Raw genomic sequence first — 19942 nt, 5'->3', positions numbered from 1 at the left:
CTCGTCAATCGCCCGTCAATATCCGGTCGACAAGCTGCTTCACCGTCGGGGTGAAGTTGTTCGAGTAAAAGGGATCGGTCTTGAAATTGAATGCGGCATGGCCCGCAAACATCAGATTCTGCTCGGTATCGCCGTCGTGGGCGATGTCCTGCAACGTCTTCTGGATGCAGAAGCTGCGCGGGTCGGCGAGATAGCCGGTGGTGTAATCGTCATGGTCCTTCCACGACGAGAATCCGCAATGCGACAGGCAGCCCATGCAGTCGGTCTGATCCTTGCGGATCATCGCCTTGTCCGCCTCGGTCACAAAAACCACCGTATTGTCGGGGGTCTTCAGCGCTTCGGTATAGCCTTCGGCAAACCAGTCGCGCGCGCGCGCGCGGTCATGCGGCGTGACCCAGAAATTCTTGCCCTTCACCCCGACATCGAGCTGGACGATGTGATCGCCCGCTTCCTGCTTCGAGTAAGGAATCTGGCGTTCCGAGCGCGCTTCGAGGTCGCGGAGGAACGGATTGCGCACCGCACTCGAGTAAAAACCTGTCGGCGAAAAACGGTGGAGCAGCACGTCGCCGTCGTCGAGCGTGCGAAGGCGATCCTTCCACTGCTGCGGGATCGGGCTTTCTTCGGTCAGCAGCGGGCGCGTGCCGTACTGGAAGGCGATCTGGCCGAGTTCTGGATTGTCGATCCAGTTCTCCCAGTCGCGCAGATACCAGACGCCGCCTGCCATCACGATCGGCACATCGTCCGAAATGCCTTCGGCGCGCATCGTTTCGCGCACTGCGGCGACGCGCGGATAGGGATCCTGCGGAACCAGCGGATCTTCGGCGTTCGACAGGCCGTTATGCCCGCCCGCGAGCCAGGGATCCTCATAGACGACTGCGCCCAGCAACTCCGGCACCTTGCTGTAGGCACGCTTCCACAGCGCGCGGAAGGCGCGCGCCGAGCTGATGATGGGGAGGTACAGGACATTGTGCCGCGCCGCGATTTCGCTGAGCTTGTACGGCATGCCCGCGCCGCAGGTGACGCCCGCGACAAGGCCCTTGGTCCGCTCCAGCACACCTTCGAGGATTTGCTGCGCGCCGCCCATTTCCCAGAGCACATTGATGTTGATCGCGCCCTTGCCGCCCGACACGTCATAGGCGCGCTTGACTTGCGCGACAGCGCCTTCGATGCCGTACCGGATCAGCTCTTCGTGGCGTTCCTTGCGCGTCAGCGCGCGGTAGATTTGCGGAATGATCTTGCCTTCGGCGTCGTAGCTGTCGGCGTTGACCGCCGACACGGTGCCTATCCCACCAGCGGCAGCCCATGCGCCGCTCGACATATGGTTGGTCGCCGACACGCCCTTGCCGCCTTCGACCAGCGGCCAGACTTCACGCCCGCCGTAAAGGATGGGCTTCAAACCTTTGAACACTCTAAACCTTCTCTCTCTCCGCCGCTTCGCGTCCGCGAACCGGCCCCCGTTGCCGCTTGCGTAAGCGGAAATTCGGCCCTTTTGTCAATCGAAGCCGACCCATCCGCCGCTAAACGGCCCATAACCTTCCAGCGCCCGAGCATAGAGCTTTTCATAAGCGCCGACCATGATTGATTCGTCGAACCGTTCGGCGGCGACGCGCCGGTTCGCCGCCCCGACATCGGCCCGCAGCGCGGCGCTTTCGCTCATCTGCGCCAGCGCCGCGCGAAAAGCCGCCTCGTCCGCCGCGACATACGGCCGGTTCGCGTCCGACACCATCGCGACGACATCGCCGACAGCGGGGCTGACGACGGGCAGGCCTGCCGCCATCGCCTCGACCACCGCAATGGGCATTTGCTCGCTGCGCGACGACAGCGCGAGCAGGTCGAAATGACCGATCCAGCGCGCGGGTTCGGCCATGAAGCCTGGCATGACAAGGCGGTCGGCGAGACCGCACGCGGCCGCTTCGGCCCGGATCGCGTCGCGTTCGGGCCCCTCGCCGACGATCACCAGCCGGACATTTTGCGGCAGGGCCCCGACAGCGCGCACGAGCCGCGGCAGATCCTTGACCTTGCGCAGCCCGGCGACGGTGCCGATCACGACCTCGCCGTCGCGGCGGCTGAAACCGGGGATCGGGACCGCAGGGCCGCCGGCATAGCCGGCGGTGTCGATGCCGTTGCGGATCAGTTCGACGCGATCGCGCGCGCCCCATTCGTCGGCCGCAATCCGTTGCAGCACGGTCGAGGGAACCACGACCGATTGCGCCGTACGCAGCGCGAAGCGGCGGAAGAGATTGCGCTTCCAGTTACGCCGGACGCTTTCATCCTCGTTGAAGCCATCCTCATGATGAATCAGCGGGGGCATGCTGTGCCACAGGCGCGAAACATGGACCCGGCGCGCCATCACCCCGTCCATCGAGCCCCAGTTATAGCTGAGCACGAGTTCGAACCGCGTCATATACTCGGCGAGCAAGCGATAACGGGGCAGCGATGGCTTGCCGTACAGCGGGGGCGCATCCTTCGGGAAATCGACGACGATCCCGGGAGCGATGGCATCGCGCGCGCCGAGCGCGTCGGGCATCGCCGACAGGATCGTGTGATGCGCGCGGTCCCCCATCAGGTTCATCAGCCGGACGGCGCGCGCTTCCTTGCCGCCGAGCGAGAAACTTGAATGGAGGTGCAGGATACGGATCGGCCAGGGCGCCCCGGGTTCGTCGGCGCTCACGATTTCGGAAGCGCCGCCACCCACGCGTCGACCGCGGCGCGCGCTTCGGGTTCGTCCATGGTCGGCGCGTGGCCAACGCCTGGCACTTCGACAAGTCGTGCGCGCGGCAATTCGGCTGCCATTTTTTCACCGGCCGCACGAGCAAGGATGTCCGAAAGCGCCCCGCGCAGGATCAGGAGCGGTACATCGCCTAGCGAACGGTACGCCGGCCATAGGTCGATCCCCGCATCGCCGCCGTTCGGAACGCGCAGCGGCGCAGCGATCTGCTTGTCATAATCGGTGACGATCCGTCCCTCGGCGGTCAGCCGATGGGTGCGCTTGGTGAGCCGCAGCCAGTCGTGGATTCCATAGCCGGGATAGATAGCAGCGTTGAGTTCGGAGAAAGCCCGGGCAGCGTGCATCCATGTCGGCTGGCTGCCGCCCGCGCCGATGTAGTCGCGGATTCGTTCGAGCCCTGCGGCCTCCAGTTCGGGCCCGACATCGTTCAGCACCGCGCCGACCAGCCGTCCCGGCAATGTCGCCGCCATCAGCATCGAAACCAGTCCGCCCAGCGACGTACCGATTGTTGCGAACCGATCGATGCCCAGTTCGTCGAGCAACGCGACAACATCCTGCACATAGGTCAGCGGGACGTAGGTCATCGGATCCTTCGCAAAGGCGCTTTCGCCCCGGCCGCGGAATTCGATCGCGATCACCTTGCGATATCGTGCGACATGCGGAGCCAACAGCTCGAAGTCGCGGGCGTTTCGCGCGAGCCCCGGCATGCACAATATCGGCGGTGCCTTTTCACTATCGCCGGGACCGGCATAGACGCGTGCGTGCAACCGGACGCCGTCGGACGACCACCAATAATGGTCCGACCAGTCGCGGCGTCCGTCCGACATTGCATCCTGCTTCGCCAATATGGCACGTCCCCTTGAATCAGGCCCGTCTCGCTTCGGCGACCGGGACTCGCCTGTGTCTATCGCGAACCCCGCCGCGCTGCGCAAGCGATCCGTCATGGAAGCGCGGTGCAGGTTGCCCCTACCCGTTTTCGCCGATAAGACGCGAGCGACCATGAGCGAGCCATTGATTTCCTTCGAACCCGCAACCGGTGAAGAGCTGTGGCGCGGGCCGGTCAGCGACGTGGACGCCGAAGTCGAGGCCGCCCGCCGCGCGTGGCCCGAATGGGCGGCAAAGCCCGTAACCTTCCGCACCGAAACGCTGCGCCGTTTCGTCGACCGGGTGAAAGCCGAAGCCGAACCCTTCGCCGACCTGATCGCGCGCGAAACCGGAAAACCGCTCTGGGAAGCCCGCACCGAAGTCGAATCGGTTTGTAACAAGGTGAATATTTCGGTCACCGCTTATGCCGAGCGGACACCGAACCGGCGGATCGAAGGCGCGATGGGGCTCCGCAACGCGGTCCGCCACAAGCCGCATGGCGCACTCGCCGTGCTCGGGCCGTATAATTTCCCCGCGCACCTTCCCAACGGGCATATCGTTCCCGCACTGGTTGCGGGCAATTCGGTGGTTTTCAAACCGTCCGAGAAGACCCCGGCTGTCGGCGCGAAGCTTGTCGAACTGTTCCACAGCGCCGGCGTACCGCAGGAGGTGTTACGCCTCGTCATCGGCGGCCCCGAAACGGGCAAGGCGCTTGCGGGCCATCCTGGCATCGACGGGCTGCTCTTCACCGGGTCGGCACGGACCGGGCTTGCGCTCAATCGCCAGTTCGCCGGACAGCCGGGCAAGATGCTCGCGCTCGAAATGGGCGGCAACAATCCGATCATCGTCTGGGACACCGCCGATATCCGCACCGCGGCGATCATTGTCATCCAATCGGCGTTCCTCAGCGCGGGGCAGCGATGCAGCAATGCCCGGCGACTGATCGTCAGGGACAGCCTCGCCGACCGGCTGATCGAGGAAGTTCGCGACCTTGCGAACCGGTTGATCGTCGATCATCCGCACGCCGAACCTGCCCCCTATATGGGTCCGGTGATCGATAATGAGGCGGCCGACGGCCTGACCGAGAGCTTCCTGATCCTGATGTCGAACGGCGGCAAGGTGATCCGCCACATGACGCGTCCGGTTGCCGGACGCCCCTTTCTGACCCCGGGAATCATCGACGTCACTGCGATGCCCGAGCGCCCCGATATCGAACTTTTCGGCCCGCTGCTCCAGGTGATCCGCGTCGACAGTTTCGAAGCCGCGATCGCGGAGGCGAACAACACCGCTTTCGGCCTGTCGGCGTCGCTGATCGGCGGCACCCCGCAGCTTTATGATCAATTCTGGGCCAACGCGCGCGCCGGCGTGATCAACTGGAACCGGCCGACCAACGGCGCGTCATCGGCCGCGCCCTTCGGCGGCATCGGCCTGTCGGGCAACCACCGGCCGAGCGCCTTTTACGCCGCCGATTACTGCGCCTATCCGGTCGCGAGTTCGGAAAGCGACGCGATGCGGGCATCGATCGGCGTCGGCCTGCGCGATCCCGAAGGGTCGCAACTCGTGACGAAGAAGTATTTATAGCCCCATCTTCGTCATGCCGGACTTGATCCGGCATCCATTCCAGCGGCGAAATTATGGACCCCGGATCAAGTCTGGGGTGACGACGATGATGGAGGAAATTTTACCTTCACCAGCGTCAATAAAGCCTGCTTTGCCAATCGAGGCCTGCACCATCATTTATCGTGCATGGAACAGACTCTCCCATCTGCGGGCAAGCTGTGGCTTGTCGGCGCCGGCCCGGGCGATCCCGACCTGCTGACGCTGCGCGCCGCGCGGTTGCTCGAAAGTGCCGACCTCGTCGTCCATGACGGGCTCGTCGGCGAAGGCGTGCTCGCGCTGATCCCGCCGCATATCGAACGCATTAGCGTCGCCAAGCAGCGTAGCCGCCACACGATGAAGCAGGAACTGATCAACGAACTTCTCGTCCGCGAGACGCTTGCAGGCAAGCAGGTCGTGCGCCTGAAGGGCGGCGATCCGTTCATCTTCGGGCGCGGCGGCGAAGAACTCGATGCGGCGCGCGAAGCCGGCATCATAGTCGAGGTCGTCCCCGGCATCACCGCTGCCGCCGGCTGCGCGGCGCAGGCCGGCCTTCCCCTCACCCACCGTGAGGATGCGAGCGCGGTCAGCTTCGTCGCCGGCCAGTGCAAGGATCTCACCGATCAGGACTGGTCGGGGCTCGCGGGCCATGGCCGCACGCTCGTCATCTACATGGGCCTCGCGACCGCCAATGCGATCGCCGACAAGCTGATCGCCGACGGCGTATCGCCCGACCTTCCGGTCGCCGTGGTCGAACGCGGGACGACCGCCGATGCGCGCGTGCTCCGCACGCTGCTGACCGATCTCGGCGATCTTGTCGTACGCGAGAAGGTCGCGAGCCCGGCGTTGATCATCGTTGGCAAGGTCGCGGCGCGCGCCGACGCGCTCGACTGCCTCGGCGCGCCGGGCGTCGCTCAAGACATCGAAAATATTGGGGACTTCACATGAAACTGCTCACGGGCAACGACCTGAAAACAGGATTTGTCACCTGGTGGACCGGCGCCGACTGGTCGCTGCATATCGAGGACGCCGCCGACGTCGGCGAACAGGGCGAAGCGATCCTCGCCGCCGAGGAAGGCGCACGCCGCGTCAACGCGCCTTACATCATCGCGGGCGAACAGACCGCCGACGGCCCGCGCCCCGCGCATATCAAGGACCGCATCCGCGCATTGGGGCCGACCGTACGCCCCGACCTGACACTGAAACCCGCCGACCCCGCGGCCGGCGACTGGGTGATCTGACATGTATAAATATGACGAATATGACCATGCGATGGTCGATGCCCGCGTCGCCGAGTTCAGCGACCAGGTCCGCCGCCGCCTTGCCGGTGAAATCACCGAGGATCAGTTCAAGCCGCTGCGGCTGATGAACGGCCTCTATCTGCAGCTTCACGCCTATATGCTGCGCGTCGCGGTGCCCTATGGCACGCTCGACAGCCGCCAGATGCGCATGCTCGCGCATATCGCGCGCAAATATGACCGCGATTACGGCCATTTCACCACCCGCCAGAATATCCAGTACAACTGGATCAAGCTGGAGGATGCGCCAGCAATCCTGCAGGATCTGGCATCGGTCGAGATGCACGCGATCCAGACGAGCGGCAATTGCATCCGCAACATCAGTTCGGACCAGTGGGCGGGTGCCGCCGCCGACGAGATCACCGATCCGCGCCCGTGGGCCGAACTGCTCCGCCAATGGTCGAGCTTCCACCCCGAGTTCAGCTATCTGCCGCGCAAGTTCAAGATCGCCGTCATCGCCGCCAACGAGGATCGCGCCGCGATGCGCCTCCACGACATCGGCATCCAGATCGTCGAGAAGGACGGGCAGCATGGCGCCGCCTTCTACGTCGGCGGCGGCATGGGCCGTACCCCGATGATCGCGCCGCTGATCAAGGATTTTGTGCCGCTCGACGACATGCTGAGCTATGCCGAGGCGTGCCTGCGCGTCTACAATCGCTACGGCCGCCGCGACAATATCTACAAGGCGCGCATCAAGATCCTGATCCACGAACTCGGCGCGGACGAATATCGCCGTCAGGTCGAGGAAGAATTCGTCCATGTGAAGTCGCTCGGCATCGACCCGCCGAAGGCCGAGTTCGACCGCATCGCCGCGCAATTCGCCTCACCGCCGCTCGATGCCTCGGCGCCCGATGCCGTCGATCGCAGCGATCCCGACTTCGCGGTCTGGGTCGACCAGAATGTCGCCGCGCACAAGGTGCCCGGCCATGCGATCGTCAACATCAGCCTGAAGCCCGTTGGCGGCATTCCCGGCGACGCCAGCTCGGCGCAGATCGACCTGATGGCCGACCTCGCCGAGAAATACAGCCACGACGAACTGCGCGTCACGCACGCCCAGAACATCGTGTTGCCACATGTTCGGAAGGCCGATCTCTACGCCATCTGGCAGGAGCTCGATGCTGCGGGGCTCGCGACGCCGAACCTCGACCTGATCAGCGACATCATCGCCTGCCCCGGGCTCGATTATTGCAGCCTCGCCAATGCGCGCTCGATCCCCGTCGCGCAGAAGATCGCGACGCGCTTCTCAGACCTCGACCGCCAGAAGGAACTCGGTGAGCTCAAGCTCAAGATTTCGGGCTGCATCAACGCCTGCGGGCATCACCACGCCGGCCACATCGGCATCCTTGGCGTCGACCGCAAGGGCACCGAAAACTACCAGCTCTTGCTCGGCGGATCGGGCGCGGAGGACGTCAGCCTCGGCACGATCACCGGCCCCGGCTTCGACGAGGATGGCATCGTCGACGCGATCGAGCGTGTCACCGACAAATATCTCGCCGAGCGGACCGAGGGCGAGCGTTTCGTCGACACCTTCCGCCGCGTCGGCATGGCACCGTTCAAGGAGGCGATTTATGGCTGAGCGCGACGCGGTTTTCCCGCCCGAACCCCACGCCCTTTATGAAGCGCATCGCTATTCGCCGGCAATTCGCTCGAACGGTTTCCTGTTCGTGTCGGGGCAAGTCGGTGCGCGCGCCGACGGCTCGCCCGAACCCGATCTCGCCGCGCAGGTGCAACTCGCGTTCGACAATCTAAACGCGATCCTGAAAGCTGCGGGATCGAGCTTCGAAGAGGTTGTCGATGTGACGCTCTTCATGATCGACCCCGACCGAAATTTCGAGACGATCTTCCCCGTGCTCGGCGCCAATTGGGGCGGGAAGCCGTATCCCAACATCACCGCGGTCGGCGTGACCTGGCTGTCGGGCTTCACTTTCGAAATCAAGGTAATCGCGCGCATCCCGGGAGAAGGCGAATGATCGATGCGACCCTTCAGTCGGGCGAAGAACCCTGCGTCACCCTCGACGCCTTCCTCCAGCAATCGAACGCGACCGCGGTACGGCTCGAACCCGACGAGGACGCGCGCGCGCTGATCCCGCATCTCGACCGGCTCGCACTGATCGAGGTTGCGTTCCCGAAATTCCGCGACGGCCGCGGCTATTCGTCGGCGCGTATCCTGCGCGAAGCAGGATATACCGGCGAACTGCGCGCGCAGGGCGACGTCCTCGTCGACCAGATCGCCTATATGAAGCGCTGTGGCTTCGACACCTTCGCGCCCGAAAAGGCGCTCAACCCCGCCGATGTCGAGGCCGCGCTCACCCGCTGGCCCGAACATTATCAGGGTGCCGCCGACGGGGCGGTGCCGATCTGGAAATTAAGGCATGGCTGATTTGAAGATATCTCCCCCTGAAGGCGCCGATCGTACCCGCGACCGGATCGATGTCGCGCCGCGCTTCACGCAGGCCGATGTCATCCGCCTCAACAACCTCTTCCGTGGCCAGGATGCCGCCGAGGTCGTCGCAAGCGTGATCGGCGCGGGCCTGCTCGGCGAGACCGCAATCGTCTCGAGCTTTGGCGCCGAAAGCGCGGTGCTGCTGCACCTCGTCAGCCGTGTGGCGCCCGACATGCCGGTGTTGTTCCTCGACACCGGCAAGCATTTCCCCGAAACGCTCGCCTATCGTGACACGCTCGCAGCGAAGCTGAAGCTCAACATCGTCAACCTGACCCCCGATGCCGACGAGTTGGCGAAAAAAGACGCGACTGAGCTGCGCTGGTCCTACGATCCCGACGGTTGCTGCGAGATCCGCAAGGTCAAGCCGCTCGAAAAGGCGCTGGCCGATTTCGACACGTCGATCACCGGCCGCAAGGGGTTCCAGGCGTCGACACGGCAAGGACTCGCGCGCTTCGAACTCGACGGCGCCACCGGCCGCCTGAAATTCAACCCGCTTGCCAACTGGACGCGCGACGAGCTCGACGCCTATTTCGCGGCGCACGACTTGCCACGCCATCCGCTCGAGGCCGAAGGCTATCCCTCGATCGGCTGCTCGCCCTGCACGTCGAAGGTCCAGCCCGGCGAAGACCCGCGATCGGGCCGCTGGCGCGGCTGGGACAAGACCGAATGCGGCATCCACACCGCGGTCACGCCGATCGACGACGACCCGGCGAACGACCCGGCCTTCTGACATAATGCGCATGCGCCCCTGCGAAGGCAGGGGCACCGCTAATTATTCATAATCTTCATACGCCATGCTGTCGTCGGCGAGGTCGCTGAACTTGGTCGTCTTCGCCTCGAAGTGCAGGCGCACCTTGCCGGTCGAGCCGTGACGCGATTTGGCGACGATCACTTCGGCAAGGCCAAAGACGCGTTCCATTTCGGCCGCCCATTCCTCGTGCTGCGCGTGGATCTTGACATCGTCGCCCTCGACAGGCCGCTTGGGTTCGCGCGCCGCGACATAATAATCCTCGCGGAACACAAAGAGCACCATGTCGGCGTCCTGTTCGATCGATCCCGATTCGCGAAGGTCGGAAAGCTGCGGGCGCTTGTCCTCGCGGCTTTCGACCTGACGGCTGAGCTGCGACAGCGCCATCACGGGAACATGAAGTTCCTTCGCCAGCGTCTTCAAGCCACGCGAAATTTCGGAAATTTCCTGCACACGATTGTCGCCGCTCTTCGACGAACCCTGGAGCAGCTGGAGATAGTCGACGACAATGAAGCCGATGCCGTGGCGCCGCTGTAACCGCCGTGCGCGCGTACGCAGGCCTGCGATCGTCAGGCCCGGCGTATCGTCGATGAACAGCGGCAGTGTCTGGAGTTGCTGCGCCGCCCGGCTCAATTGCTGGAACTGCTCCTTGCTGATCTTGCCCATGCGCAGCGCTTCGCCCGACACCCCCGACTGTTCGGCGAGGACGCGCGTCGCAAGCTGGTCGGCCGACATTTCAAGGCTGAAGAAGGCGACCTTCGCGCCCATATTCTTTTCGGGCGGGATGCCGTCATCCTCGTCGCGGCGCCAGCGTTCGGCGGCATTATAGGCGATGTTGGTCGCGAACGAGGTCTTGCCCATACCCGGACGTCCTGCGAGGATCATCAAATCCGAATTGTGCATGCCGCCGATCTTCGCGTTCATGCTCGCGATACCGGTGGTGATACCCGACAGATGCCCGCCCGAATTGAGCGCGCGTTCGGCTGCCTGAAGCGCGGTGAGGCTCGCCTGGCTGAAACTCTTGACCGATCCCATCTCGGCCTCGCCGCCCGCAACGCGGTACAGCGCGGTTTCGGCCTCCTCGATCTGTGCCTGCGGGTCGACGCTTTCGCTCGTGTCCAGCGCATTGTCGACGAGCGTCCGCCCGACGCCGGCGAGTTCGCGCAGCAATGCAAGGTCGAAAATCTGCCGCGCAAAATCGCGCGCGCCGATCAAACCCGCGCCGCTGCCGGTGAGCTGCGCAAGATAGCCGACGCCGCCGACCGCCTTGATCGCCTCATCGGCCTCGAAATAGGGCTTGAGCGTCACCGGGGTCGCGATGCTGTTGCGCTCGATCAGCGCCATCGTCTGCTGAAAGATGCGGCCGTGCAGCGGCTCGAAGAAATGATCGGGCGTCAATGCGACGGGCAGGTCCTCGACGACTCGGTTGTCGATCAGGATCGCACCGAGAAACGCGGCCTCGGCCTCGATATTGCGCGGCATTTGGCGCTCGTCGCTGCTGGCGACGGCGGCCGGGATAAGGGCTAGTTCGGGCATCGCTGTCTTCATGCGGCGGCGCTCACCATGGCGCAACCGGCTATGTCGCCCGGCATATCATAACTGTGGAATGCTGTGAATAAGTCGCTCTTGCCCTTCGGCCCCGGCCAAGTAGAAGCACGGTCAGCATGAGCGACGCAGACCCCTCGAAACAACGGATCATTTCGGTCGAACTCGACGAGGGAACGATCGTCTGGCGCAATCCCGATGTCGAGCAGGAGCGCCGCGTCGCAATCTTCGACCTGATCGAGGAAAACAAGTTCGTCCCGCAGCGCGGCCATCCCGACGGCTATGCGGGTCCCTACCGGTTGATGCTCCGTGTCGAAGAAGGCCGCCTGATCTTTGAAATCAGCCGTGAAGATGGCTCCCCGCTCGAAGCCATCATTCTCGGCCTCGGGCGATTCCGGCGTCCGATCCGCGACTATTTCGCTATCTGCGACTCTTATTATCAAGCGATCAAGACTTCGACCGCGCAGCAGATCGAAACCGTCGACATGGCGCGGCGCGGCCTGCACAATGAAGCCGCCGAAATGCTGATGGACCGGCTCGACGGCAAGATCGCGGTCGATTTCGCGACCGCGCGGCGACTGTTCACGCTGATCTGCGTGCTCCATATCAAGGGCTGACCATGGCGACGGGGGCAATCAGGGGCAGGCAATCGATAAAGCCGGACGGCGGCTGGCGCGCGGCGACCGCGCGCCTGCTGCGCAAGATCGCCGCGATCATCGCACTGCTGCTGCTCGCCGTCGGCCTTGCGATGTGGTGGACGGCGCGCTGGACGCCCGACCGCGCGCTCTACCCCACGCAGGGCGTTACGATCGATGCCGGAAATGGCAATGTTCACTGGGGATCGGTCAAGGCTGCGGGGGCCGATTTTGCCTATATCATGGCGACGGACGGCTCCTCAGGCCTCGACCCCCAATTTGCCCGCAACATGACCGGCGCGCGCGAAGCCGGGATACAGGCCGGCGCGATCCACCGCTACAGCCTCTGCCGGCTTGCGACCGACCAAGCGGCCAATTTCATTCGCCATGTCCCTCGCCGCGCCGACGCGCTGCCCGCCGTTGTCTGGCTCGATTATGACGATCGTTGCCCCGACCGCCCGACGCGTGCGCTGCTGCTGTCCGAACTCGCGACATTCCTCGCGCAGATCGAGGCGCATATGGGCAAGCGCAGCCTGATCGCCCCCGGCCCCGCGTTCGAGAGCGACTATCAGGTGACGCGGGGAATTGCGCGCACGACCTGGCTGCGCCGCGATTTCTTCGAACCCGATTATGGCGCGCATCCCTGGGCGATGTGGCAGGCCAACAACCATGTTCGCATCGCGGGCGCCGACGGCACGGTCGGCTGGAACGCGCTGCGCCCGCAAGGAGAGCCACGATGACCGAAGCCCGCGACGCCCTGATCGACGCCGCACGCGATGCCGCGAGCCGCGCCTATGCCCCCTATTCGGGCTTTCACGTGGGGGCGGCGCTGCTGCTCAAAAACGGCGATGTGGTGACGGGCGCCAATGTCGAAAATGCCAGCTATGGCCTCACCCTCTGCGCCGAAACGACAGCGGTCGCCAAGATCGCCAACGAGGGCTGGATCGGCGAACTTGCCGAGGTGGCGATCGTCGGCGGGCGCCCCGACGGCGACACGTTGCTCGGCAGCGACCCCGTCAACCCGTGCGGCCGCTGCCGCCAGATTTTGAACGAAGCCGCCGAGCGCTCGAAGACCGACATCCTCGTCCACTGCGCCTCGGGCGATGGCAGCGCGGTCCGGACCTACCGGCTCAGCGAGCTGCTTCCTGCTGCCTTCGGTCCCAAGGACCTCGGCCTGATCGCCGACTGACCGCTTGCGCAAAGCGCGCAGCCCTTACAAGAGACACGCATGGCTATTCTCTCCGACCGCTGGATTCGCGAAGCCGCCCAAACGCAGGGCATGATCGAACCCTTTGTCGAGGCGCAGCGCCGCGACGGATGTATCAGCTATGGCCTCTCCTCCTACGGTTACGACGCGCGCGTCGCGCCCGAGTTCAAGATTTTCACTAATGTCGATTCGACGATCGTCGATCCCAAGGATTTCGATCCGAAGAATTTCGTCGACCGCGAAACCGACGTCTGCATCATCCCGCCAAACAGCTTCGCGCTCGCGCGCACGGTCGAATATTTCCGTATCCCGCGCGACGTGCTGGTCATCTGCCTTGGCAAATCGACCTATGCGCGCTGCGGGATTATCGTGAACGTCACTCCGCTCGAACCCGGCTGGGAAGGCCATGTGACGCTCGAATTTTCGAACACCACCCCCCTGCCCGCCAAAATCTACGCCAATGAAGGCGCGTGCCAGTTCCTTTTCCTGCAAGGCAATGAGCCGTGCGAGACGAGCTACGCCGACCGTTCGGGCAAATATATGGGGCAAAAGGGCGTCACGCTGCCCAAGCTTTGATACCGCGACTTACGCTAACGCGCTTGCCCTCACAGCTAAAATTGATAACGTTCCCATAGATCAAAAATGGGGATGAGGTCATGAACTTCCGTACCGTCGCACTCGCGCTTGCCGCGCTGCTTTGCTCCACCGCAGCGCACGCCGAAGGCTTTCTGAAGGTCGAGGGGACCGAGATCGTCGACGGATCGGGCAAGCCCGTGATCCTGCGCGGCATGGGGCTTGGCGGATGGATGCTGCAGGAAGGCTATATGCTGAAGCTCGGCGAGGTCGGGCAGCAGCACAGGATCCGCGCCAAACTGGTCGAGCTGGTCGGCGAAGAACGCACCGCGACCTTCTACCGCGCCTGGCTCGACAACCACACCACGCGCGCCGACATCGACCAGATGGCGAAATGGGGTTTCAACTCGGTGCGGCTGCCGATCCATTTCGACCAGCTCACCCTCCCCGCCGACAAGGAGCCGAAGACCGGACAGGATACGTGGCACGAGGAAGGTTTCCAGCGCATCGACCGCCTGCTCGCATGGAGCAAGGCGAACCGCATCTGGCTGATCCTCGATCTCCACGCGGCGCCCGGTGGTCAGGGCAATGATCTGGCAATTTCCGACCGCGATCCCGGCAAGCTTTCACTGTGGCAGAGCAAAGAAAACCAGCGCAAGACGGTCGCGCTGTGGAGCAAGCTCGCCGCGCGCTACAAGGACGAGCCGTGGATCGGCGCCTATGACCTGATCAACGAGCCCAATTGGAGCTTCGCGACCCCCGGCAAGGGCAATGGCTGCGACGAGACCGAGAACAAGGACGTCTGGAGTCTGCAGCAGCGGATCACCGCAGCGATCCGCAAGGTCGACAAGCGGCACATCGTGATCATTGAGGGCAATTGCTGGGGCAATAATTACAAAGGGCTGCCACCCGCCTGGGACGCCAATATAGCGCTCAGTTTCCACAAATATTGGAACCGCAACGACGAAGCGAGCATCGCCGAGATCAAGGCGCTGCGCACCAGTTACAACCGCCCGATCTGGCTCGGCGAGTCGGGCGAGAACAGCAATGGCTGGTACCGCGACGCGATCGCGCTGGTCGAGGGCGACGGGATCGGTTGGAATTTCTGGCCGCTCAAGAAGATCGGTTTCAACCAGCCGCTCGAAATCGTCGCCGGCGACGGCTGGATGAAGATCGTCGCGTGGATGACCGGAAAGGGGCCGAAACCAGCAGCCGACGAGGCGTTCGCCGCGATGATGCAGCTCGCCGAGAACAGCCGCTTCGAAAAGAATATCCCGAAGCCCGATGTCATCGACGCAATGTTCCGGCAACCCCGCGACGCGAGCTATCGCCCCTTCGTCGCCCGCACGCTGGACGACAAGGTGCTGACGGTGGCCGCCGCCGACTATGACCTCGGCCCGCCGGGCGTCGCCTATCACGACAGCGTCGATGGCAATTATCATGTCGCGACCGGCGGCGAACGGACGCCGTGGAACAATGGCACGACCTATCGCAACGACGGCGTCGACATCGCGCGCGAAGCCGATGGGACGCCCTATGTCAGCGACTTCGTCAACGGCGAGTTCATGCGCTACAGCGCCGATGTCGCAAAAGCCGGCCGCTGGACCGTATCGGCACGCGTTCGCTCGGCGAAGGGCGGCCGCATCGGCATCGACGAACGCGGTGTGCCGGTTCCGGCGGGCACGGCCTGGCAGGTCGTCAAGCTTGCCGACGTCGACCTGCCCGCGGGCCCCGGCGCCGCGACGCTGCGCGCGCTCGATTGCAGCGATTGCGAGGTCGCCGAGCTCATCTTCGCCCCGCGCTAGGGCCGGAACCCATCGCCACCCCTGCGCGTCCTGTCTGAACAAGCGGACGGGGCGCGCAGTGGAGGATGTCCCATGTCCATGATCGCCGTCTTTTTCGGCCGCCTGTTCATCGCCGTGATCTTTGTGGTTTCGGGGGTCAACAAGCTGATCCACGTCAACGATACGACCGCGATGATTTCCGCGGCCGGCCTGCCCGGCGGCCTCGCGATCCCGACCGGCCTGTTCGAACTGATCGCCGGTATATGTCTGGCGCTCGGGATCGCGACGCGGCTCTGGTCGATCCTGCTTGCGGGCTTTGTCCTGCTGACGATCCTCTTTTTCCACCGCGAATTCACCGATCCGGTGCAGGCGATGGCGGCGATGAAGAATCTGGCGATCGCGGGCGGATTGCTCTGCCTGTTCGGCTATGGTCACACGCGCTGGAGCTATGATGCGCTGCGTGCGAAGCGGCGGGCGGAAGTGGCCGAAGGTGCCGCGGAGCGTCATGCGGCGGAGGCCGAACTTCGGGCCGCGCGCGCCGAGGGGCGCGCCGAAGCGGCCGGGGCGCCGGTCGTCGTCAGGAAACGGCCCTTCTGGCGGCGCTAGGGTCCTGACCCTAGACCTTCGCGCTTGGCATCGCGGCCGCGCTGCGCTAGCCTCCACTTAACGTTTACGTAAAGGGAGAGCCTGCGATGGCCGCGAACCGCGATCTCGACATCATCGTCTATGGCGCGACGGGATTTACCGGCCGTCTCGTCGCCGAATATCTGGCGCACCACTACAAGGGCCGCAAGGATGCGCCCAAATGGGCGATGGCGGGGCGCAGCCTCGACAAGCTGGCCGAAGTGCGCGACCTGATCGGCGCCGACGAAGAAACGCCGCTGATCGTTGCCGATGCCAGCGATCCCGCGAGCCTCGACAGGATGGCGGCGAGCACGAAGGTCGTGCTCACCACCGTCGGCCCGTACCAGCTCTATGGCAACGAACTCGTCGCCGCATGCGTCCGCGCGGGCACCGCCTATGCCGACCTGTGCGGCGAACCCGGCTGGATGCGCGAGATGATCGACGCGCATGAAGCCGCCGCCAAGGCATCGGGCGCGCGCATCACCTTCAGCTGCGGGTTCGACTCGATCCCGTTCGACCTGGGCGTCCATTTCCTGCAGGCCGAGGCGGTGAGGCGGCACGGCAAGCCCGCGCCGCGCGTCAAGGGCCGCGTGCGCAAGATGGCGGGCGGCGCGTCGGGCGGCACGATTGCGAGCCTCACCGAAACGCTGAAAGCCATCGCGAAAAAGCCGTCGCTCGCGCTGCTGCTCAAGTCGAGCTTCGCGCTCACGCCGGGCTTCGAGGGACCATCGCAGCCGACGGGCCTCGTCCCCGAATATGACAGCGCGACGGGCACCTGGACCGCGCCCTTCGTGATGGCGCCGATCAACACCAAGAATGTCCATCGCACCAATTTCCTGCTCGGCCATCCGTGGGGCGAGGACCTGGTCTATGACGAGATGGTGATGACGACGATCGGCGACGCCGGCAAGGCGATGGCCGAAGCGATGGCGAAGGCGAACCCCTTCGACCCCAGCATCAAGCCCGGCGACGGCCCGAGCAAGGAACAGCGCGAAAGCGGTTTCTACGATGTGCTGTTCATCGGCGAATATGAGGACGGCACGACGGTCCGCGCCTCGGTGCAGGGCGACCGCGACCCCGGCTATGGTTCGACGTCGAAGATGCTCGCCGAAACGGGCATCGCGCTGCTCGAAAACAAGGGCGCCGGCGGCGTGTGGACGCCCGGCGCGCTGCTCGGCGACGCCCTGATCGCGCGGCTGACCGCGAACGCCGGACTGACCTTCCAGATCGAGGAATAAGCCCCATATGACGACTTCTCCCAGCGCGCTCGACGCGCTGCTCTCCACGCTGCGCGTCGACGGCGACGTCGCCAAGGCGCATATCGACGAAGGATGGATGCAGGGCCGCACCGCCTATGGCGGGATCAGCTCGGCGGTCGCGCTGGCGGGCGCGATGGCGCTTCATCCGACCGAGACGCCGCTGCGTTATGCGCAGATCAGCTTTGTCGGCCCCGTCGGCGGTGATTGCACGGTCGAAACGCGCGTGCTCCGCCAGTCGAAATCGAGCCTGTTCATCGACGCCGGCGTGTCGAGCGACCAGGGCTTCGGAACCGCGGCCGTCTTCGCCTTTTCGGGTGACCGCACGAGCCACCTCGATCATGACCGGCTGGCCATGCCCGATGCGCCCGATCCCGACACGCTGGCCCCCGTGCCCGAGCACCATGCCCGGCCGCCCTTCACGCGCCATTTCGATATGCGCCCGACGACCGGCCCGCGCTTCGGATGGAAAAGCGAGGTCGGCGAATATCTGACGTGGGTCCGCTTCGTCGAGGAACCGGTGTGCCATCCCGCGGTCGCGCTGCTCGCGATGGGCGATGCCCTGCCCCCCGCCGCCATGGCGCTGTTCAGCCAGTTCGGGCCGATCAGTTCGATGAACTGGACGGTCAATATGCTGACCGGCACGCCGTCGACCGACGACGGCTGGTGGCTCCTGTCGGCGAAGACCGGCTATGCGCGTCACGGCCTGTCGGTGCAGGACATGATGCTGTGGAACCGCGCGGGCGAGCCGGTGCTGAGCGGCAGCCAGGCGATCGCCATCTACGCGTGAAAGACGTTGCCGCCGAGGGCGGCGACCATGTTTCTGCATCCGGCTCGGAGTGGTCTCCCTACTGTCCGTTCGGGAGTCTGCGTGCGGAAAACGGCCGGGAAACGGCCGACCGCTCGGGATCAATGCAGCCTCGCTTGTTAAGACTTTGGTTCTAGGCCGGATTCTTGAAGCAGATAGATGAGGCGGGACATAGAGTGGACGATTATCTTGAAGTGCCGACAATGGACGCCCGGAATTGGCTGGCCGACGCCGCGCGTGAATGTGGCTACCCATCCGAAAATGCCGATGCGATCGGCTACATTGCATGGTGGCTTGAAAATCGCGGGGCCGGCGGCGTTTTACGGACAACGGTATATCTGTTGGGCATCCACGGACGGCCCTTTGATGAACTGAAGCCCGAAATACGGGGCGATACCGTTGTCGGCATTTGCCCGGTCGAGTTCGTCACTCCAATTCTTGTTTCCCTAATGAAAGGCGATAATGATTTCTCCGAATGGACCGGAGGCATGGCTACGGCCGACCCCGTTCTTGTCGGCCCGCTTCTCGCCCAGATGCTCGAATATGAATACAATATCCATATCAGATATCACGATCAGCATGTGATTTTCTGCCAGGACGGAATTGCCATCCTGTCCGATTCATTGGCGACTTTTGCTATGACCGACACAAAATCCGGAGTCGAGCTGGCTATTCGCCTTGTGAAATCCGGCGATGAGGATGTGCCGTTGACCTTTCGATACCAAAAGAAGGAAACGCTCAGAATTCCCGGATTCCGCTACCTCAAGGGTGGAGGCTTTCGTTTCGACCCGTCCTAGGAACATTGCTTTTCGAGCCAAATCACCGCGGGAAACGATAAAATCCGTCCACCCGCGAATCCATGTCTCGGGAAAGGGGCATGATGCGCAATTCAGAGTGCCTCTCCTCGGACGTAGGTCGACGACGCATCGCCCGCTCCCCTCTTGCGCTCCACCGGCAAATCGGTCACAACTTTACGTGAACGTAAAGGTAAAGCAGCCGCGAGAGGATTCTTCCCCATGACCCTTCCGACCTTCGACACGATCAAACTCGACCTCGCCGACCATGTCGCGACGATCACGCTCAACCGTCCCGACCGGCTCAATTCGATGCCGCCCGCGATGGCCGACGATATTCGCGCGGCGCTCGATCACCTGCCCGGCCTCGGCGCGCGCGCACTGCTGATCACCGGCGAAGGGCGCGGTTTCTGTTCGGGCGCCGACCTTGCGGGCGACCGTTCGGCGGGCGGTGCGGTCAGCGGCGGGGCGCGGAGCCGCAACGCGCTGCGCGGCCATTACAACCCGATGCTGCTCGCGCTCGCGAACCTCGACATCCCGGTCGTCGTCGCGGTCAACGGCCCGGCGGCGGGCGTCGGGTGCAGCTTTGCGCTGTCGGGCGATTTCACCATCGCGGGCAAGAGCGCCTATTTCCTGCAGGCTTTCGTCAACATCGGCCTCGTCCCCGACGGCGGATCGTCGTGGCTGCTGCCGCGGCTGATCGGTGTGCCGCGCGCGCTCCAGATGATGATGTTGGGCGAGAAGATTTCGGCCGATCAGGCGGCCGACTGGGGCATGATCTACAAGAGCGTCGACGATGCCGAGCTGATGGCCGAAGCGAAGGCGCTGGCGACGCGGCTCGCGAACGGGCCGACCGTTGCGCTCGGCACGATGCGCAAGGTGCTGCGCGATGGGCTGACGCAGGATTTCGCGACGACGCTCGACGCCGAGGCCAAGGGCCAGTTCGTCGCCGGCGGCACCGCCGACGCGATGGAGGGCATCATGGCCTTCCAGCAGAAGCGCAAGACCGAATTCAAGGGAAAGTAAGCATTGTGATCCC

The 19942-nt window shown here is 64.3% G+C and carries 21 protein-coding genes; 17 read left to right on the top strand and 4 right to left on the bottom strand.

Annotation, left to right across the window (positions count from 1 at the left end):
* Positions 1-4: 4 nt before the first annotated feature.
* The 3 genes from VGU00_RS07210 to VGU00_RS07200 all read right to left on the bottom strand — a co-directional run bounded on the left by VGU00_RS07210 (position 5) and on the right by VGU00_RS07200 (position 3555).
* Positions 5-1408 carry an NAD(P)H-dependent flavin oxidoreductase gene (locus VGU00_RS07210; protein WP_327466950.1) on the bottom strand — a complete coding sequence of 468 codons (1404 nt, stop codon included), beginning with the start codon at positions 1406-1408 and terminating at the stop codon, positions 5-7.
* Between the two features lie 84 nt (positions 1409-1492).
* Positions 1493-2695, bottom strand: a complete 1203-nt coding sequence (locus tag VGU00_RS07205) for a glycosyltransferase (RefSeq protein WP_327466948.1) — start codon at positions 2693-2695, stop codon at positions 1493-1495.
* On the bottom strand, positions 2668-3555 hold the full coding sequence (locus VGU00_RS07200) for an alpha/beta hydrolase (protein ID WP_327467456.1): 888 nt from the start codon (positions 3553-3555) through the stop codon (positions 2668-2670). Before VGU00_RS07200 ends, VGU00_RS07205 begins: the two co-directional genes overlap by 28 nt.
* Positions 3556-3727: 172 nt before the next feature.
* Here VGU00_RS07200 and astD point away from each other — a divergent pair, with 172 nt between their 5' ends.
* The 7 genes from astD (at position 3728) to VGU00_RS07165 (ending at position 9659) form a co-directional block, all read left to right on the top strand.
* Positions 3728-5173, top strand: coding sequence for a succinylglutamate-semialdehyde dehydrogenase (astD, locus tag VGU00_RS07195; protein ID WP_327466946.1), 1446 nt, complete (start codon positions 3728-3730; stop codon positions 5171-5173).
* 165 nt (positions 5174-5338) lie between these two features.
* Complete coding sequence (gene cobA, locus VGU00_RS07190; protein ID WP_327466944.1) at positions 5339-6136, top strand: uroporphyrinogen-III C-methyltransferase; 798 nt, start codon at positions 5339-5341, stop codon at positions 6134-6136.
* A complete protein-coding gene (locus VGU00_RS07185; protein ID WP_327466942.1) occupies positions 6133-6429 on the top strand; it encodes a DUF2849 domain-containing protein in 297 nt (98 codons plus the stop codon). Before cobA ends, VGU00_RS07185 begins: the two co-directional genes overlap by 4 nt.
* A 1-nt stretch (position 6430) precedes the next feature.
* Positions 6431-8062: a nitrite/sulfite reductase gene (locus tag VGU00_RS07180; protein ID WP_327466940.1), complete on the top strand. Its 1632-nt coding sequence runs from the start codon at positions 6431-6433 to the stop codon at positions 8060-8062.
* Entirely contained in the window at positions 8055-8456 is a 402-nt protein-coding gene (locus VGU00_RS07175) for a RidA family protein (protein ID WP_327466938.1), read from the top strand. Before VGU00_RS07180 ends, VGU00_RS07175 begins: the two co-directional genes overlap by 8 nt.
* A complete protein-coding gene (locus VGU00_RS07170) occupies positions 8453-8866 on the top strand; it encodes a DUF934 domain-containing protein (RefSeq protein ID WP_327466936.1) in 414 nt (137 codons plus the stop codon). The genes VGU00_RS07175 and VGU00_RS07170 overlap by 4 nt, the downstream gene beginning before the upstream one ends.
* A complete protein-coding gene (locus tag VGU00_RS07165) occupies positions 8859-9659 on the top strand; it encodes a phosphoadenylyl-sulfate reductase (protein ID WP_327466934.1) in 801 nt (266 codons plus the stop codon). Before VGU00_RS07170 ends, VGU00_RS07165 begins: the two co-directional genes overlap by 8 nt.
* Positions 9660-9701: 42 nt before the next feature.
* Here VGU00_RS07165 and VGU00_RS07160 read toward each other — a convergent pair whose 3' ends face one another.
* Positions 9702-11213: a replicative DNA helicase gene (locus VGU00_RS07160; protein WP_327467454.1), complete on the bottom strand. Its 1512-nt coding sequence runs from the start codon at positions 11211-11213 to the stop codon at positions 9702-9704.
* A gap of 128 nt (positions 11214-11341) precedes the next feature.
* Between VGU00_RS07160 and VGU00_RS07155 the strand changes: the two genes are divergently transcribed.
* From VGU00_RS07155 to VGU00_RS07110, 10 genes are all read left to right on the top strand, one after another.
* Positions 11342-11839 carry a UPF0262 family protein gene (locus tag VGU00_RS07155; protein WP_327466931.1) on the top strand — a complete coding sequence of 166 codons (498 nt, stop codon included), beginning with the start codon at positions 11342-11344 and terminating at the stop codon, positions 11837-11839.
* A 2-nt stretch (positions 11840-11841) separates the two neighbouring features.
* Positions 11842-12597, top strand: coding sequence for a glycoside hydrolase family 25 protein (locus VGU00_RS07150; RefSeq protein ID WP_327466929.1), 756 nt, complete (start codon positions 11842-11844; stop codon positions 12595-12597).
* Entirely contained in the window at positions 12594-13046 is a 453-nt protein-coding gene (locus tag VGU00_RS07145) for a cytidine deaminase (protein ID WP_327466927.1), read from the top strand. Before VGU00_RS07150 ends, VGU00_RS07145 begins: the two co-directional genes overlap by 4 nt.
* Positions 13047-13085: 39 nt before the next feature.
* Complete coding sequence (dcd, locus tag VGU00_RS07140; protein WP_327466925.1) at positions 13086-13640, top strand: dCTP deaminase; 555 nt, start codon at positions 13086-13088, stop codon at positions 13638-13640.
* Between the two features lie 80 nt (positions 13641-13720).
* Positions 13721-15442 carry a cellulase family glycosylhydrolase gene (locus tag VGU00_RS07135; RefSeq protein ID WP_327466923.1) on the top strand — a complete coding sequence of 574 codons (1722 nt, stop codon included), beginning with the start codon at positions 13721-13723 and terminating at the stop codon, positions 15440-15442.
* 72 nt (positions 15443-15514) lie between these two features.
* On the top strand, positions 15515-16027 hold the full coding sequence (locus VGU00_RS07130) for a DoxX family protein (RefSeq protein ID WP_327466921.1): 513 nt from the start codon (positions 15515-15517) through the stop codon (positions 16025-16027).
* 86 nt (positions 16028-16113) lie between these two features.
* Positions 16114-17283, top strand: coding sequence for a saccharopine dehydrogenase family protein (locus VGU00_RS07125; RefSeq protein WP_327466919.1), 1170 nt, complete (start codon positions 16114-16116; stop codon positions 17281-17283).
* A gap of 7 nt (positions 17284-17290) precedes the next feature.
* The gene (locus VGU00_RS07120) at positions 17291-18091 is read left to right on the top strand and encodes a thioesterase family protein (protein ID WP_327466917.1); all 801 of its coding nucleotides are present in this window, start codon (positions 17291-17293) and stop codon (positions 18089-18091) included.
* A 194-nt stretch (positions 18092-18285) separates the two neighbouring features.
* Positions 18286-18906: a hypothetical protein gene (locus VGU00_RS07115; RefSeq protein ID WP_327466915.1), complete on the top strand. Its 621-nt coding sequence runs from the start codon at positions 18286-18288 to the stop codon at positions 18904-18906.
* Between the two features lie 219 nt (positions 18907-19125).
* Positions 19126-19929 carry an enoyl-CoA hydratase-related protein gene (locus VGU00_RS07110; RefSeq protein WP_327466913.1) on the top strand — a complete coding sequence of 268 codons (804 nt, stop codon included), beginning with the start codon at positions 19126-19128 and terminating at the stop codon, positions 19927-19929.
* Positions 19930-19942: the final 13 nt, after the last annotated feature.

This window comes from Sphingopyxis sp. (assembly GCF_035944815.1).
Lineage (GTDB): Bacteria > Pseudomonadota > Alphaproteobacteria > Sphingomonadales > Sphingomonadaceae > Sphingopyxis.
Note: the sequence above shows the minus strand (reverse complement) of the source record. Positions and strands in the feature narration are given on the sequence as shown.

What these genes read in the sequence shown, in the direction of transcription:
- VGU00_RS07200 (WP_327467456.1), bottom strand. Translation starts at nt 3,555, where the DNA reads ATGTCGGACGGACGCCGCGACTGGTCGGACCATTATTGGTGGTCGTCC.
- astD (WP_327466946.1), top strand. Translation starts at nt 3,728, where the DNA reads ATGAGCGAGCCATTGATTTCCTTCGAACCCGCAACCGGTGAAGAGCTG.
- cobA (WP_327466944.1), top strand. Translation starts at nt 5,339, where the DNA reads ATGGAACAGACTCTCCCATCTGCGGGCAAGCTGTGGCTTGTCGGCGCC.
- VGU00_RS07185 (WP_327466942.1), top strand. Translation starts at nt 6,133, where the DNA reads ATGAAACTGCTCACGGGCAACGACCTGAAAACAGGATTTGTCACCTGG.
- VGU00_RS07180 (WP_327466940.1), top strand. Translation starts at nt 6,431, where the DNA reads ATGTATAAATATGACGAATATGACCATGCGATGGTCGATGCCCGCGTC.
- VGU00_RS07175 (WP_327466938.1), top strand. Translation starts at nt 8,055, where the DNA reads ATGGCTGAGCGCGACGCGGTTTTCCCGCCCGAACCCCACGCCCTTTAT.
- VGU00_RS07170 (WP_327466936.1), top strand. Translation starts at nt 8,453, where the DNA reads ATGATCGATGCGACCCTTCAGTCGGGCGAAGAACCCTGCGTCACCCTC.
- VGU00_RS07165 (WP_327466934.1), top strand. Translation starts at nt 8,859, where the DNA reads ATGGCTGATTTGAAGATATCTCCCCCTGAAGGCGCCGATCGTACCCGC.
- VGU00_RS07160 (WP_327467454.1), bottom strand. Translation starts at nt 11,213, where the DNA reads ATGCCCGAACTAGCCCTTATCCCGGCCGCCGTCGCCAGCAGCGACGAG.
- VGU00_RS07155 (WP_327466931.1), top strand. Translation starts at nt 11,342, where the DNA reads ATGAGCGACGCAGACCCCTCGAAACAACGGATCATTTCGGTCGAACTC.
- VGU00_RS07150 (WP_327466929.1), top strand. Translation starts at nt 11,842, where the DNA reads ATGGCGACGGGGGCAATCAGGGGCAGGCAATCGATAAAGCCGGACGGC.
- VGU00_RS07145 (WP_327466927.1), top strand. Translation starts at nt 12,594, where the DNA reads ATGACCGAAGCCCGCGACGCCCTGATCGACGCCGCACGCGATGCCGCG.
- dcd (WP_327466925.1), top strand. Translation starts at nt 13,086, where the DNA reads ATGGCTATTCTCTCCGACCGCTGGATTCGCGAAGCCGCCCAAACGCAG.
- VGU00_RS07135 (WP_327466923.1), top strand. Translation starts at nt 13,721, where the DNA reads ATGAACTTCCGTACCGTCGCACTCGCGCTTGCCGCGCTGCTTTGCTCC.
- VGU00_RS07130 (WP_327466921.1), top strand. Translation starts at nt 15,515, where the DNA reads ATGTCCATGATCGCCGTCTTTTTCGGCCGCCTGTTCATCGCCGTGATC.
- VGU00_RS07125 (WP_327466919.1), top strand. Translation starts at nt 16,114, where the DNA reads ATGGCCGCGAACCGCGATCTCGACATCATCGTCTATGGCGCGACGGGA.
- VGU00_RS07120 (WP_327466917.1), top strand. Translation starts at nt 17,291, where the DNA reads ATGACGACTTCTCCCAGCGCGCTCGACGCGCTGCTCTCCACGCTGCGC.
- VGU00_RS07110 (WP_327466913.1), top strand. Translation starts at nt 19,126, where the DNA reads ATGACCCTTCCGACCTTCGACACGATCAAACTCGACCTCGCCGACCAT.